Source organism: Comamonas sp. Y33R10-2 (assembly GCF_019355935.1).
Taxonomy (GTDB): Bacteria; Pseudomonadota; Gammaproteobacteria; order Burkholderiales; family Burkholderiaceae_C; genus Comamonas.
Window position 1 is genome coordinate 953,813 of record NZ_CP079925.1, and the last position, 14,133, is coordinate 967,945.

15 protein-coding genes are annotated in these 14,133 nt (G+C 58.2%); 7 read left to right on the forward strand and 8 right to left on the reverse strand.

The window, feature by feature from the left end:
• Positions 1 to 24: 24 nt before the first annotated feature.
• The 3 genes from dnaX to recR all read left to right on the forward strand — a co-directional run bounded on the left by dnaX (position 25) and on the right by recR (position 3,325).
• Complete coding sequence (gene dnaX / locus KUF54_RS04315) at positions 25 to 2,193, forward strand: DNA polymerase III subunit gamma/tau (protein ID WP_219345450.1); 2,169 nt, start codon at positions 25 to 27, stop codon at positions 2,191 to 2,193.
• A gap of 36 nt (positions 2,194 to 2,229) precedes the next feature.
• A complete protein-coding gene (locus KUF54_RS04320) occupies positions 2,230 to 2,562 on the forward strand; it encodes a YbaB/EbfC family nucleoid-associated protein (RefSeq protein ID WP_219345451.1) in 333 nt (110 codons plus the stop codon).
• A 172-nt stretch (positions 2,563 to 2,734) separates the two neighbouring features.
• Entirely contained in the window at positions 2,735 to 3,325 is a 591-nt protein-coding gene (recR, locus tag KUF54_RS04325) for a recombination mediator RecR (RefSeq protein ID WP_219345452.1), read from the forward strand.
• Positions 3,326 to 3,513: 188 nt separating this feature from the next.
• Here the strand turns inward: recR and KUF54_RS04330 are convergent, their stop codons facing one another.
• Positions 3,514 to 5,016 (reverse strand): transglycosylase SLT domain-containing protein, encoded by a 1,503-nt coding sequence (locus KUF54_RS04330; RefSeq protein WP_219346266.1) that lies wholly within the window; start codon positions 5,014 to 5,016, stop codon positions 3,514 to 3,516.
• Complete coding sequence (gloB, locus tag KUF54_RS04335; RefSeq protein WP_219345453.1) at positions 5,016 to 5,810, reverse strand: hydroxyacylglutathione hydrolase; 795 nt, start codon at positions 5,808 to 5,810, stop codon at positions 5,016 to 5,018. The genes KUF54_RS04330 and gloB overlap by 1 nt, the downstream gene beginning before the upstream one ends.
• A 19-nt stretch (positions 5,811 to 5,829) precedes the next feature.
• On the opposite strand from gloB, the gene KUF54_RS04340 reads away from it, so the two are divergent.
• A complete protein-coding gene (locus KUF54_RS04340; RefSeq protein ID WP_219345454.1) occupies positions 5,830 to 6,642 on the forward strand; it encodes a class I SAM-dependent methyltransferase in 813 nt (270 codons plus the stop codon).
• Positions 6,639 to 7,091, forward strand: a complete 453-nt coding sequence (rnhA, locus tag KUF54_RS04345) for a ribonuclease HI (protein ID WP_219345455.1) — start codon at positions 6,639 to 6,641, stop codon at positions 7,089 to 7,091. The genes KUF54_RS04340 and rnhA overlap by 4 nt, the downstream gene beginning before the upstream one ends.
• A gap of 39 nt (positions 7,092 to 7,130) precedes the next feature.
• Here the strand turns inward: rnhA and KUF54_RS04350 are convergent, their stop codons facing one another.
• From KUF54_RS04350 to KUF54_RS04375, 6 genes are all read right to left on the reverse strand, one after another.
• On the reverse strand, positions 7,131 to 7,457 hold the full coding sequence (locus tag KUF54_RS04350; protein WP_219345456.1) for a thioredoxin family protein: 327 nt from the start codon (positions 7,455 to 7,457) through the stop codon (positions 7,131 to 7,133).
• Positions 7,458 to 7,527: 70 nt separating this feature from the next.
• On the reverse strand, positions 7,528 to 8,901 hold the full coding sequence (locus KUF54_RS04355; RefSeq protein ID WP_219345457.1) for a molybdopterin molybdotransferase MoeA: 1,374 nt from the start codon (positions 8,899 to 8,901) through the stop codon (positions 7,528 to 7,530).
• Between the two features lie 57 nt (positions 8,902 to 8,958).
• Positions 8,959 to 9,717: a molybdenum cofactor guanylyltransferase MobA gene (gene mobA / locus KUF54_RS04360; RefSeq protein ID WP_219345458.1), complete on the reverse strand. Its 759-nt coding sequence runs from the start codon at positions 9,715 to 9,717 to the stop codon at positions 8,959 to 8,961.
• Entirely contained in the window at positions 9,710 to 10,852 is a 1,143-nt protein-coding gene (moaA, locus tag KUF54_RS04365; RefSeq protein ID WP_219345459.1) for a GTP 3',8-cyclase MoaA, read from the reverse strand. The genes mobA and moaA overlap by 8 nt, the downstream gene beginning before the upstream one ends.
• A gap of 116 nt (positions 10,853 to 10,968) precedes the next feature.
• A complete protein-coding gene (locus KUF54_RS04370; protein ID WP_219345460.1) occupies positions 10,969 to 11,541 on the reverse strand; it encodes a DUF2889 domain-containing protein in 573 nt (190 codons plus the stop codon).
• A 275-nt stretch (positions 11,542 to 11,816) separates the two neighbouring features.
• Positions 11,817 to 12,605, reverse strand: a complete 789-nt coding sequence (locus KUF54_RS04375; protein ID WP_219345461.1) for a Crp/Fnr family transcriptional regulator — start codon at positions 12,603 to 12,605, stop codon at positions 11,817 to 11,819.
• 82 nt (positions 12,606 to 12,687) lie between these two features.
• Between KUF54_RS04375 and KUF54_RS04380 the strand changes: the two genes are divergently transcribed.
• Positions 12,688 to 13,212: a DUF962 domain-containing protein gene (locus tag KUF54_RS04380; RefSeq protein ID WP_219345462.1), complete on the forward strand. Its 525-nt coding sequence runs from the start codon at positions 12,688 to 12,690 to the stop codon at positions 13,210 to 13,212.
• A 240-nt stretch (positions 13,213 to 13,452) separates the two neighbouring features.
• The gene (ppa, locus tag KUF54_RS04385) at positions 13,453 to 13,980 is read left to right on the forward strand and encodes an inorganic diphosphatase (RefSeq protein WP_219345463.1); all 528 of its coding nucleotides are present in this window, start codon (positions 13,453 to 13,455) and stop codon (positions 13,978 to 13,980) included.
• The last annotated feature ends 153 nt before the right edge of the window (positions 13,981 to 14,133 follow it).

Consider the following 14,133-nt stretch of genomic DNA (forward strand, 5'->3'; position numbering starts at 1 on the left):
CCTTGCCCCGTAGAATCAGCGGCTATGTCTTATTTAGTGCTTGCTCGTAAATACCGGCCCCGTACCTTCTCCGAAATGGTGGGGCAGGAGCACGTGGTTCAGGCTTTGACCAATGCCTTGACCCAGCAACGACTGCACCATGCTTACCTGTTCACGGGTACGCGTGGCGTGGGCAAAACGACGGTGTCGCGCATTTTGGCCAAGTCGTTGAACTGCCAAGGTGTAGATGGCAATGGTGGTATCACAGCAACTCCTTGTGGAGTTTGCGCTGCCTGCACTGAAATTGATAGCGGCCGCTTTCCTGACTACACCGAGCTAGATGCTGCATCCAATCGGGGTGTGGACGAGGTGCAGAGCCTGTTGGAGCAAGCGGTTTACAAGCCAGTTCAGGGGCGCTTTAAGGTCTTCATGATCGATGAGGTGCACATGCTGACCAACACAGCGTTCAACGCCATGTTGAAGACGCTGGAAGAGCCGCCTGAATATTTGAAGTTTGTGCTGGCCACGACTGACCCGCAAAAAGTGCCGATGACGGTGCTCTCGCGTTGCTTGCAGTTCAATCTGCGTCCTATGGCGCCTGAGACGGTGCTGGAGCACTTAACGCAGGTGTTGGCCAAAGAGGCAGTGTCGGCTGAGTCGCAGGCCTTGCGCCTGCTCTCGCGTGCTGCGCGTGGCTCTATGCGTGATGCGCTGAGCTTGACGGATCAGGCCATTGCTTTTGGTAGTGGCCAGCTGCAAGAGGCATCGGTACGCCAGATGCTGGGCAGCGTGGACCGCAGCCATGTGTTCCGCCTGATTGATGCGCTGGCCCAAGGCTATGGGCGCACAGTGGTTGAGACCGCCGAGCAACTGCGATTTAACGGCTTGTCAGCTGCGTCGACGCTGGAAGAAATGTGCGCCGTGCTACAGCGCATGGCTGTGTTGCAGGCCGTGCCGGATATGCCGCTGGATGCCAGCGACCCGGAGGCTGCTGAAATTGATCGTCTGGCCAGCTTGATGCCAAGTGACGAGACGCAATTGCTCTATAGCATTTGCCTGCATGGCCGTGCGGAGCTGGGTCTGGCTCCTGACGAGTATGCGGCGCTGACCATGGCGCTGCTGCGACTGTTGGCGTTCAAACCCGCGCATTCGCCCGATGGAGCTGATAACGGCGCGGCTGAAAAAAAAACTCCAGCGCTGAGGGCTAGCCGCCCGGTTGCTGCGGCGCCTGCTACTGCACTGATTGAAAAGTCTCTTTCTTCATCAGCACTTACAGATGTGCAAGTGGTCACTCCAGAAGCTTCGCTTGCTGTATCGCATCCGGCAGTAGAGCCGATAGCTGTGCAGGTCGTTGAGCCAATACTAGAGTCGGCAGCCGAACCGAAAGAGCTTGCTGAGCTTTTAGAGTCAAAACAGGCTCAAGTCCAAGTCAATAAAGCACCTGAAGCTACAGTATTGGTAGCTAATGCTGTGGCTGCGCCGATTCAAGCGCTTGAGCCATTGCACTCTCCTGCTGTGGTGCACGCGCAAGATCAGCCCATTGCACATGAAGTGCCTGCTTCGGTAGTTCGAGAAAAAGTAAAAGAAGCCGAGCCGGAAGAAGTTCAAGAAGAGGTGCAAGAGGCCGTGGACCCCAGTGAAGCCGCTTGGGCCGGGATGCCTGAGGAGGGCTGGGCCGATGATGGCCGCTGGAGCGATGATTCCGATGTGGATGTCGGTCAGCCCATGAGTTCACTGCCTTCTATGGTGCATGAAGAGCCTGTGGTGCAAGAGTCTGCCGGCGGCTATGTCAGCACCGCCCAAGACGTGGCTCCCGTTGAGCGCACGGCTGAAGGCGACTTGTGGCAAAACGTGGTGGAGCAATTGCTGCAGACCGAAGCCGTGGCGGCGCTGGCGCGGCAATTGGCGCTGCAGTCACAGTTGATAAGCCGTGACGGTGATTTGTGGCATTTGCGAGTTGATTCCAGTTCATTGAATCAAACAGGCTCGCGTGATCGCCTGCGTGCAGCGCTGGAGGCCGCTGGTCATGCGCGACAATTGCAAGTTGAGCTGGGCCCGGTGACCGATACTCCGGCACGTCGATTGGCCGTTGAGAAGAAAACTCACCAACTGCTTGCGGAAGACATTGTCAAAAGCAATGCACTGGTGCAAACCTTGAGGCGTGACTTTGGCGCGAAAATCGTGCCTGGCAGCATCAAGCCCCTATCCATTTAGCCTGAATAAGGCGTTTCAACAAAAGAAGGAATTCACATGTTCAATAAAGGACAACTCGCCGGTTTGATGAAGCAAGCCCAGTCCATGCAAGACAACATGAAGAAGGCTCAAGACGAGCTGGGCAACATCGAAGTCGAAGGCGAATCTGGTGCCGGTCTGGTCAAGGTTGTGATGACCTGCAAGCACGACGTCAAGCGCATCACCATTGACCCTAGCTTGCTGGCTGAAGACAAGGACATGCTCGAAGACTTGGTCGCCGCTGCTTTTAATGCTGCTGTGCGCAAGGCTGAAGAAACTTCTAGCGAGAAGATGGGCAAGATCACCGCCGGTATGCCTGGCCTGCCTGGCGGCATGAAATTCCCTTTCTGATTGACGCCCCCTGTGCGGCTTTGCCGCTTCCCCCTGAGGGGGACGGCGGCATTGCTGCGCGGCGGCGCTTGCTCGTTGCTCCTGAGATGGTTTGTGCCAGTTTCTAGGGCGTCGATGCAAACAATGGCGATCTCCGGATCGCCTTTTTTCTGGTGAGTGAAAGGACAAGCCTGTGTCTGATGTGCAATCTCTGGATGTCTTGATTGAAGCGCTGCGCAAGCTGCCGGGCGTGGGCGTCAAGTCAGCTCAGCGCATGGCGTTTCATTTGCTGCAGCGTGATCAGGCAGGGGCGCTGCAACTGGCGCGGGCGCTGGACTCGGCGGTGAACTCGGTACACCACTGCGAGCGCTGCCACACCTTCACCGAAGGCGCTATTTGCCGTATCTGCAATGACGCGGGCCGCGATAGCGCGCGGCTGTGCGTGGTGGAGGCGCCTGCTGACATGGCCGCCATGGAGCGCACGGGCGCTTACCAAGGCTTTTACTACGTGTTGATGGGGCGTTTGTCGCCGCTCGATGGCGTGGGGCCCAAAGAAATTGGCATGAAGCAACTGCTGCAGCGGGCCTGCGATGGCTCGGTGCAAGAGGTGATCTTGGCCACTAGCTTCACGGCCGAAGGCGAGGCTACGGCCCATGCGATCAGTGAAGCGCTGAAGTCACGCGGCATTTTGGTGACGCGCTTGGCGCGTGGAGTGCCCATTGGCAGCGAGCTGGAATATGTCGACTTGGGCACGATTGCCCATGCGCTGGTGGATAGGCGCTGAATATGGTTTTAATAGCTATATAGTCCTCATGCATCAATGATATGTTGCTATCAATTTAATCCTTAATTGATTTAAAAAAGCCCGCTGGTTTTGCGATCAGCGGGCTTTTTTTGGGTTGGCTTTTGAGAGAAGGCTAAGCGACGGCGTATCACGAGTGGTGCTAGCCGCTCTTAGTTAATCGCTCTTAATTACTTGCGCTTTTTGGCAGGTGTTCCGCCGCGTGGCTTGGGGTCGTTCTTGCCACCGCGAGATGAGGTACCACTGGCCTTGCTGCTTTTGCCGGAGGCAGAAGCCTTGCTGCTACGGCTGCCGCTGGCCTCAGCACGTGCGCTGCGTGCAGCGCGGCTGGGCAGGTAGGCGATGAGTGACTGGCCTGCGCGCAGCGATGCGGTGGACTTCAGATCGTTCCAGTCAGCCAAGTTGGAGACGCTGACGCCATAGCGGCTGGCCACGCTGACCAGCGTATCGCGTTTGCGGGCCTTGACGGTGGTGCGAACAGTCACGACCTCGGGGGCGAAAGAAATCTGGCCGTTGTCGGCCACATGGCCGGGTACATCACCCTTTACATTGGCGTCACGCGGAATCATCAGCGCCGAGCCTGCCTTGATGAGCATGCGCGGCGGGATGTTGTTGATTGATCGCAGATCGGATTCATTCAAGCCTGCACGCTGGGCCGCTTCGGAGACTGTGATGGTGGTGGGAACTGTCCACACCGTCCAACTGGCGAATTGGCCTTCACTATAGGCCTGCAGGTTGCGGCGAAAGACCTTGGCGTTGTCCCAGGGCAGCAAAATTTGCGGCGTGGCACGGGCAAAAATCACGGGCTTGTGAAAGCTGGGGTTAAGTGCCTTGAAATCTTTGATGCTGACATCGGCCAGTTTGGCCGCGAGTTCGACGTCAATGTCGTGGGGCAGGCTCACCGCTTGAAAGTAGGGGTGGTTCTCGATCACGGGCAGCTCCGCGTTGAAGCGCTCAGGGTGGGCCACAATGTTTTCAACTGCCTGCAGCTTAGGCACGTACATGCGTGTCTCAGCGGGCATTTGCAAGTCTTTGTAGCCGGTGGGCAGGCCTAGCTTTTCATTGCGCTTGATGGCGCGGCCCACGCTGCCTTCACCCCAGTTGTAGGCGGCCAAGGCAAGGTGCCAGTCGCCAAACATGTTGTGCAGCTTTTGCAGATAGTCCAGCGCAGCGCGGGTGGATGCCAGCACATCGCGGCGGTCATCGCGAAAGGCGTTTTGCTTGAGGTCGAAATACGTGCCTGTCGCAGGCATGAACTGCCACATGCCGGCAGCCTTGGCGCTGGAAACCGCTTGTGGGTTGAACGCGCTTTCGATAAAGGGCAGCAAAGCCAGCTCGGTGGGCATGTTGCGGCGTTCCAGCTCTTCTACAACGTGGAAGAGGTATTTGCTGGATCGCTCCGTCATGCGCTGAATGTAGTCAGGGCGGCTGGAGTACCACTGCTCTTGGGTTTGCACCAAGTCTTGCTCGAGATCGGGCATGGCAAAGCCCTTGCGGATGCGCACCCACAGATCGCCCGTCGCTTCAAGCTCAGTGACTTCAGAGCTGCCAGCCTTGCCTTGACTCAGTGGTTTGAGCGGGCCATCGGGATACATGGGGTCAACGCTGCTGGTGGTGGCGCAGCCGGTCAAAATCAGCGCGCTGGTGAGCAGCAAGGTGGAGAGCAGTTTCATCAGAAAACGTTTTTCCATTGGCGCAAGGTAGCCAGCACGCTGGCGGGCTCCTCGGGCTTGGTTTGTGGGTCATGCTCGATAGCGGCTGCAATGACATCTGCAGCGCGGCTGCGCATGAAGGGGTTGATGGCCAGTTCGATCTGTAAGCTCGAAGGCAGTGTGGGCAGGTTTTGCGCACGCAGCTTTTGGCAGTGATCCAGATACTGAGCCAAATCTGGGTTGTTTGGTTCCACAGCTTGCGCAAATCGCAAGTTGGAGAGTGTGTATTCATGGGCGCAGCACACCTGCGTGCTGGCGGGCAAAGCGGCTAGCGCATCCAGCGATGCCTGCATTTGCGCAGGCGTGCCTTCAAACAAACGCCCGCAGCCGCCTGAAAACAGGGTGTCGCCGCAAAATAAGATGGGTTGTGCTTGAGCGGCTTGAGAACCCAGTTGCACTTGGTCACTGAAAAAAGCGATATGGCCGCTGGTGTGGCCGGGTACATCGATCACTTGCCAAGGGCCGCCCAGCAGCTCAACGCGGTCACCACCTTGAACGCGGGTCACGGGCTCGGGTAGGCTCTCGTAGGCAGGTCCCCAGACGGGAGCGCCTGTGGCTGAGCGCAACGCATCCAAGCCGCCCACATGGTCAGCATGATGATGGGTGACTAGAATGCCTTGCAGCTTCAAGCCCAGCTGCGCCAGCTTGTTCAGGACGGGCTCTGCCTGTCCTGGGTCAACGACAACGGCATGCTCTGCATCGTGGAGCATCCAGATGTAGTTGTCGGCAAAGGCAGAAATGGGCAATAGGTTCATGAGCTGCAAAATTATAGAGATGCATCACTGGACAGAATCAGCCCTTGGGCACTATCTCCTCGAATGGGAGCAGCAGCGCTTTGATGAAGCGGTGGCGGATATTTTTGGCTATCACGCGCTTCAGCTGGGCTTGCCGCAGCTTGAAGGCTTGCGCAATAACCGCATGCCGCACCGCTGGCTGGCGCTGGATGGCTCCGGCGCAGTTCCAGATGTGAATTTCCATTCAAAAGCAGGCACTTTAGCGCAAGCCGGGCTGGATGGGGGGGCGACTTTGTCGCAAAAACCTGTTTTGATGACAGCGGCGGAGGCTTTGCCTTTTTCTGAAGCCAGCCTCGATCTGCTGCTCATGCCGCATACGCTAGAGGCATCGCACGATCCGCATACAGTCTTGCGTGAAGCCGCTCGGGTTTTGGTGCCCGAGGGGCGCTTGGTCATCAGTGGCTTGAACCCCGTGAGCTTGCTGGGGATGCAGCGCCGGGTAGAGCGCAGTGCGGGGTATTTGCCCGACTTAAGTTTGGGCGTGGGCTACTGGCGTTTGCGCGATTGGCTGCAATTGCTCAGCTTTGAGATCGAAGCTGTGCAATTTGGCTGTTATCGTCCTGCCACGCAAAGTGCGCAGTGGCTTGGCCGCTGGCAGTTTATGGAAACGGTGGGCCGGCGTTGCTGGCCCGTGCTGGGCGGTGTTTACTGCGTTGTCGCGGTCAAACGCGTGCCGGGCACCCGGATGATGAGCCCGAGTTGGCGCAATCGCAGCGCACCCGTGGGCATGAAAGCACCGGCGACGAATAAGCAGCGGCCAGACAGCGTCTGGCGCAACAAGGAAAAAAATTGAATCAAGTTGTGATCTATACCGACGGAGCTTGCAAAGGCAACCCTGGGCCAGGCGGCTGGGGCGCATTGCTGCAAGCGGGCGCGGTCAAAAAAGAATTATTTGGCGGTGAGCTGGGCACGACCAACAACCGCATGGAGTTGATGGCGGTAATTGAGTCCCTGGCGGCCCTGAAACGCCCTTGCGATGTGGTGCTGTACCTTGATAGTCAGTACGTGCGCAAAGGCATCACGGAGTGGATTCACGGCTGGAAGGCCAAGGGCTGGATGACTGCATCCAAAGAGCCCGTGAAGAACTCTGATTTATGGAAGAAGCTCGACGCGCTGGTGCAAGGCAGCGGCCATCGCATTGACTGGCGCTGGGTAAAGGGCCATGCGGGTGATCCCGGTAATGAGCATGCCGACATGCTGGCCAACAAGGGCGTGGAGCTGGCGCTGAAAAACGGGCGATAAGAAACTGTGGCTGAGGGTTGAGTCACAGTCCTCAGCGCATCAGGGGGCGATGGAGTTCAAAGCTTGCGAAATCTGCTGCTCAGACTCAGGGCGCACCAGCCGTGCCACTTCTTTGCCATCCCGCAAAAAGATCAGCGTAGGCCAGAGCTTGACGCGATAGCTGCGCCCAAGTGGACGGCCTGGTCCGTCTTCTACCTTGATATGGGGAAGATCAGGGTGAGCTGCTAGCGCAGACTGCAGCGGCGGCTGTGCGCCTTGGCAGTGGCCGCACCAAGGGGTGCCGAATTCGAGCAAATTGACGCCTTTGAGTGCATCAATGGCCTGCCTTGTGGGTTCTGTCGCCCAGTGGGTGGCTTGGTATGGCATGGAGTCTCTTTCTCTAATGGGCTTGGCCTTGGGCTTGGGCGAAATCTTATGAAGTCCGGCAAGTCTGTCTTTAGATCAGGCCCTGCAAAAGCAGGACGTTGACGCTTTCACCGGGCAGCACATCGCCACGTTCATCGTCCAAAACGATGATGCAGTGGGCCGCCACCATGGAGCTAAGTACGCCCGAGCCCTGAGGGCCTGTGGTGCGTACTGTGGCCTGCCCTTGGGCATTGAGCTCAATGTGGCCGCGCAGATATTCGGTGCGCCCGGGGCGCTTGCGCATGCGCTCGCTGCTGATGGCTTGTAGTTGAGGCACGGGCGCTGAGCGCTCGCCGGCCAGCATGGCCAGTGCGGGGCGCACAAACATCAAAAAACTGACCATGGCAGCTACCGGGTTGCCGGGCAAGCCTAGCAAGACGCTAGGGCGCTGTGCTGAAGATGTTTTGCTCTTGTTTTGAGAGCTATCAGTCCAATCAATGCCTTGACTAGAGGTTGATTTGGCTAATAAATTACTGCTGGCGGACGAGAGCAAGCCCACAGCTAACGGGCGGCCGGGGCGCATTGCTACATGCCAAAACTGCACGTTGCCCATTTGCTGCAGTATGGCGCGGGTGTGGTCGGCCTCGCCTGCGCTAATGCCGCCGCTGGTGAGCACCACATCGGCCAGTGCTGCGGCTTGTGTCAGGCGCTCTTGCAGGGCCGCGGGCTCATCAGGAATGGCGCCTAGATCGAGCACTTTGGCACCCAAGCGGCGCAGCAGCGCTTGCAGGCTAAAGCGATTGCTGTCGTAAATCGCGCCTTCGCGCGGTGCATCGCCGGGGCTGAGCAGCTCATCGCCGGTCGAAAAATAGGCCACGCACAGGCGCCTGCGTACGCTGACTTGGCCCAGGCCTAAGCTGGCAAGCAGGCCCAGCGCAGCAGGGCTTAAACGCTGGCCGGTGGCTAGGGCGACGGAGCCCTGCTTCAAGTCTTCACCGCACAGGCGGCGGTTGGCTCCGGCGCGTATGGCGCTGGTGTCCAACTCGATGCCTGCATCGCTTGCCGTGACTTGCTCGTATGCAATGACGGTGTCTAGCCCGCGAGGGATGACAGCGCCAGTCATGATTTTTACGCATTCACCGGCGTGAATGGGGCCTTGCCAAGGCGTGCCGGCCAAGGCTGTGCCGATCACACGCAGAGTCAGCTGCTGGCTGGCAGCGGCTAGATTTAACTCGCTGCTCGCAAAAGCATAGCCATCCATGGCGCTGTTGTCGTGAGGGGGCACGTTGACGGGGCAAATCACGTCAGTGGCCAGCACACGGTCTAAAGCATCAGGCAGGGGCAGTGTCTCGACTTCAGGGACTGCGCCTAGCGGTTGCAGCAAAGCAGCCAGTTGCTGGTGCACCTGCGTGGTGGTAAGCGTCTGGGCGTTGGTGGCGGCGGCGGGTTGAAAAGTGGCAGTCATAGCGGCAGAAAAGAAAAAACCTCAAGGCAGGCATCGCCTTGGGGCTGTCACAGTAGTTTATGCCTTGGCTGTGTTGGGCTGCAGGGCTTGAGGTAATGCTTGCAGTACTGTTTGCGGCGTGGCTTGCTGCACTGCCGCGATTTGCTCCAGCGCATGCAGCTGGGCCAGCGTGTTGGCGTTGGCAAAGGCTTGCTCATCACCGGGGCGGTCGAACACCGCTTTGGCGCAGCGGTGCTGGCCTGTCCATGTATCAATTTTGCGGCCACCGCTGGTGATGAAGGCTTCAAGGCTGTGCTTGAGGCTGGCCTTGATCAAACAAAACACAGGCTGCGCACGCAGCTCTGGCAACTGGCCGGATAACTTACCGGGTTGAGTGCTTTCGCCATCCATATGCTCCCAGCCGTGGGCGATGATGATGTCTGCAGTGCCCGATGATTGCTCATGCGCAGCTATCATTTTTGCAGCCAGATCCAGCGGGAAAAGCGGTGTGTCGCAAGGCACGCACAGCAGCCAAGGCGTTTGGCACTGGGCAAGCGCCGCCATAAAGCCTGCGAGAGGGCCCGGGTAGTCAGGCAGCGTGTCGGCGCAGACCTTGGCGCCCAGCGGCTTGCCTAAAGCGGCATAGGCTTCTGTATTGCGATTGGCATTGATGAGCAAAGGACCGACTTGCGGGGCCAGGCGCTGCAGCGCATGCAGCGCCAAGGGCAGGCCTTGAAAGCTTTGCAAGCCTTTGTCAACCCCGCCCATGCGCGCACCGCGCCCGCCTGCCAACAAGCAGCCGGTGATTTGGTCAACGGTGATGAGGGGATTAGCCACCGATGTAGCTCATTTCAATGCGGCGGGCGCTTTGGGCGGGCGATGCATCCGGCGGCATTTCGCTGCGCATTTGCGAGTAGCGGTCATCGCGCTGTTGCCAAATGGGGGCAATGGCCGCGGCAATCTCCCTATCGCTGGCACCGCTGCGCAGCAGGCTACGTAAGTCCCAGCCTTGGCTGGCGAACAGGCATAGATAGAGCTGACCCTCGGTCGACAGGCGTGCGCGGTTGCAGTCGCCGCAAAAAGCTTGGGTCACGCTGCTGATGACGCCCACTTCGCCCAGCGCGGGGTCGTGCTGGCCAAAAGCATCGGCATAGCCCCAGCGCACAGCGGTTTCGCCTTGGGAGTTGGGGTCTAGCGCGATGAGCGGCAGCTCGGCGCGCAGTTGGGCGATCAGCTCAGCCGATGGCAGCACCTCGTTCATGCGCCAGCCGTTGGTGGCGCCCACATCCATGTATTCGATAAAGCGCAGCGTCACGCCCGTGCCGCGAAAGTGGCGGGCCATGGGCAAGATCTGGTCATCATTGGTGCCGCGTTTGACGACCATGTTGACCTTGATGTCTGACAGGCCGACGGCGCGTGCGGCCTCAATGCCGTCCAGCACATCCGCGACGGGGAAATCCACATCGTTCATGCGGCGAAAGACTGCGTCGTCCAGCCCATCCAAGCTGACGGTGACACGGTTCAGGCCCGCATCTTTCAAAGCTTGAGCCTTGCGGGCCAGCAGTGATGCGTTGGTGGTCAGCGTCAGATCAAGCGGCTGACCATCGGGTGTGCGCAGCTGGGCCAGTTGGGCAATCAGACTTTCGATGTTTTTGCGCAGCAGCGGCTCGCCACCCGTCAGGCGCAGCTTGCGCACGCCATGCTGCACAAACAACTGTGCCAAACGCGTAATTTCCTCAAAGCTCAAAAGTGAGCTATGGGGCAGGTATGGGTAGTTTTTGTCGAAAACTTCCTTGGGCATGCAGTAATTGCAGCGGAAGTTACAGCGGTCGGTAACGCTGATGCGCAGGTCGCGCAAAGGCCGTCCCCATTGATCTTGCAGCAGCCCGGTAGGGGCTTGCAAGAGGCTGGGGACGACGGCGCTGCGGGATGCCGCACGCGCGTCAACCAAGGGAATCACTCGTTCTGCCATGGTGCGATTGTGCAGTAAGCGCTAATTCCGGACCTCTCTCGGGCCACTTTGGGCTTAGCTATGAATTATTAAATTTGATAGCTGTAAGTGCTTTAAGTGATTGCACTTGAGTCTTGTTAGGCACTTGGTTTGGGCTGCTGAGACAGCGGCTTCCAGCCTTTGAACTCCGGGTAGAACTCGGCCACGCCGGGGCCGTTGAAGTCCCAGCCCAGACACTGGCCCAGATGGCGCGGTGGCTCGCCAGAGTCGTTGGTGTTGAACTGGTTGAGCACAGTGTGAAAGGCAGGTGTGGCCATGTTGAACAGCAGTTCGCGCAAGTGGGTGCAGCCCACCACGCCGCCCAAGTTGTCGGCAATTGCGCGCCTCCAGCCGCGGGCGATGCAGCAGCCCACCATTTTTTGCATAGATTTTGTTGCTTCAGGGCAGTGGCCCAGCGGGTGGTCGTCCATGGCAGCTTCTATGCCGTGCACGACCATGGCGGCGTCGATGGTCAGTCGAATCCACATATGGTGGATGGGCTTGCCTGCTGTTATTTTTCGATTGCCGTGCAGGTTGATGTCATATGTTTTTTGGTCGATCAACTCCGCTTCTATATCCCACATGCCGTCATCTCGGGTGTAGCCCCGGTATTTGACGTCGCGCATATGAATGGGGAGTTGCTGGCGCTTGGCGCTGGAGGGCAAGGGCATGAAGAATCCGTTGTGATGGCAGGCGATAACGGATGGGGATATATCGCCCGCAATGATTTTTGAGTGCATGCCGTGGAGCATTGCTTTCATTATCAAAGAGACGGCAGGCTTGTCCAGTAAGAAACGGACAGCCAGCGGCAAGGCAGGGCTGAGTTTGCCGAGGCGAATGAACGAGCCTGCGGCATCCAGCAAAAGACTAGAGTTTGTTGAGGTTTGTGCGCAGCCGCGAAGTCTCAATAGAGCCTAGGCCAGAAATTCTGGACTTCAGCACCATTTCAGCAATTGGCGCGAATGTCACCGCTCAGAGAGGCGGCTTTCAGAGCGGTGAGATCGAGTATCTCCAGCTTGCCGCGCCTTAGCTGGAGCCAGCCGGCCTGTTGCAACTCTTGCAAGATTTGGTTGGTGGTTTGGCGTGACAGCCCCAACATGCGGGCCAGCTGCTCTTGGGAGACGGCCAATTCGCGGTGCGTGCGTGTGTGCTCGGCCCATTGTTCGTGGCCCATGGCCATACGAACCAGTCTGCACATGACGCGCTGGGGGGCGGGCAGCACGGTTTGCTCTTCGAGCGCAATCAGGCTGGCACGCAGCTTGTGCGTGAGCAAAAGAGCCATGGGCTGCCAGTGCTGGGGATGAGCGTTAAGCCATTCGCGCAAGGGTGCTATGGGAATTTGCAGCAAAGCGCAGGCGGTGTTGGCACAGGCATCGTGGGTGCGCGGCTCTCCATCAAACAGGGCAATCTCACCCAACCAGCTGGGTGCTTCTATGAGGGTGAGCAAGGCCGTGCGGGTGTTTTCTTGCAGCGCAGCTGTGCCCGAGATGCTCAGAGAGCCGCGCGCCACGGCATACAGGCCACAGGGTGCATCACCCCGGCGAAACAGCCACTCGCCAGGCGCAAGCAGGCGAGGCTGGGCGATGTGCTGCAGGTGGCTGGATAGCTCTTGCGGCAGGTGGTGAAACCAGCGCCCCGCCTGAACAATGGCCCAGAGGTCATGAAGGCTGACATGCTCAAAGCCGCGTTTGCGGGCAGGTGGAGCAGGGGCGAGTGCAGGCTGGGTTGATAGCATGAGGTCTTGTGTCGTTGGTATGACAGACTGCAAGGTGAATATTGCGCCACCATGCTCGGACAAGCGACAAGGAGATGCAGCGATGAAAACCCTAATCGATCAGTTGTCCAACTACGCGGCTTACCACCGTGATCCGCGCAATATCGTTACCCACTACATCGGCGTGCCGATGATCATGCAGGCCGTGGTCACCCTGCTGGCTCGGCTGAGGTGGGGGGCATTCGCTGGGGTTCCGCTGTCGCTGGCTTTGCTCATGGGCATCGTGGCTGCGGTGTATTACTGCGTGTTGGATATACGCTATGGCTTGTTCATGACAGCGCTGCTCGCAGCCATGTTGGCGCTGGCCACGCCAATGGCGGCGCTACCCACTGCACAGTGGCTGGCTTGGGGCTTGGGTTTGTTTGCGCTGGGCTGGATGATTCAGTTCATCGGCCATTACTACGAAGGTCGCAAGCCCGCGTTTTTAGATGATGTGATGGGCTTGGCGATAGGCCCATTGTTTGTGGTGGCTGAGCTGAGCTTTGCCTTGGGGTTGCGCAAGTCCGTGCAGGCTGCTGTGGAGCTTCGCAGTGGCCCGGTGCGCCGCCGGCAGTCAGCGCCAGCCTGATTAAAGAGGCGTTTGACTATGATTTGTATAGCTGCTTGTCTATACAAATATTGGACTTGAGGCACTTTCTCTTCAATTTTTGATGAATTGTGTTCTAGCAACCTTGTTGTAAGCCCGCGCATCTTTCAAACATGTAATGCCAGTGCCAAGGCCATGCGCCTAGAATTACGGGGTGGCCCGCAGGCGCTGACGCTTTATCCGTCCTGTCGGGGCTTTTTTGTATTACTTCTTCCAATCATCATGTCTCTGAACAATGTGACCCCCGGCTCCAAGACTCCTGACGTCTTCAACGTCATCATCGAAATCTCGGCCAACTCCGCTCCCGTGAAGTACGAAGTGGATAAGGAAACCGGCTGCCTGTTCGTGGATCGTTTCATGGGCACCGCCATGCACTACCCCGTGAACTACGGTTATGTGCCCAAGACTCTGGCAGGCGACGGTGACCCCGTGGACGTGCTGGTGATGACTCCCTTCCCCCTGCCAGCCGGTGTGGTCGTGCCTTGCCGTGCCATCGGTATCTTGCACATGGAAGACGAAGGCGGCGTGGACGGCAAGGTGCTGGCTGTGCCTACACAAAAGCTGCTGCCCAGCTACGACAAGATCAACCACCTGAGCGACATCCACGATCTGGTGCTGCAACAAATCTCGCATTTCTTTGAGCATTACAAGGATCTGGAAAAGGGCAAGTGGGTCAAGGTTCTGGGTTGGAAGGGCGTTGACGAAGCGCACAAGGAAATCGTGGACGGCATCGCCGCATACAAGGGCTAATCAGGCTTAATAAGGCCTAGTAGGTCTAGTGAGGGCTTATTGAAATCGATGTAGGCTCTCTAATAGTGACGATCTACAGGCTTGGTACTGTTGTATCGATACAATTTGAAACGCACCCCGCGGCTAACGCTGGGTGCGTTTTTTATTGGCTGG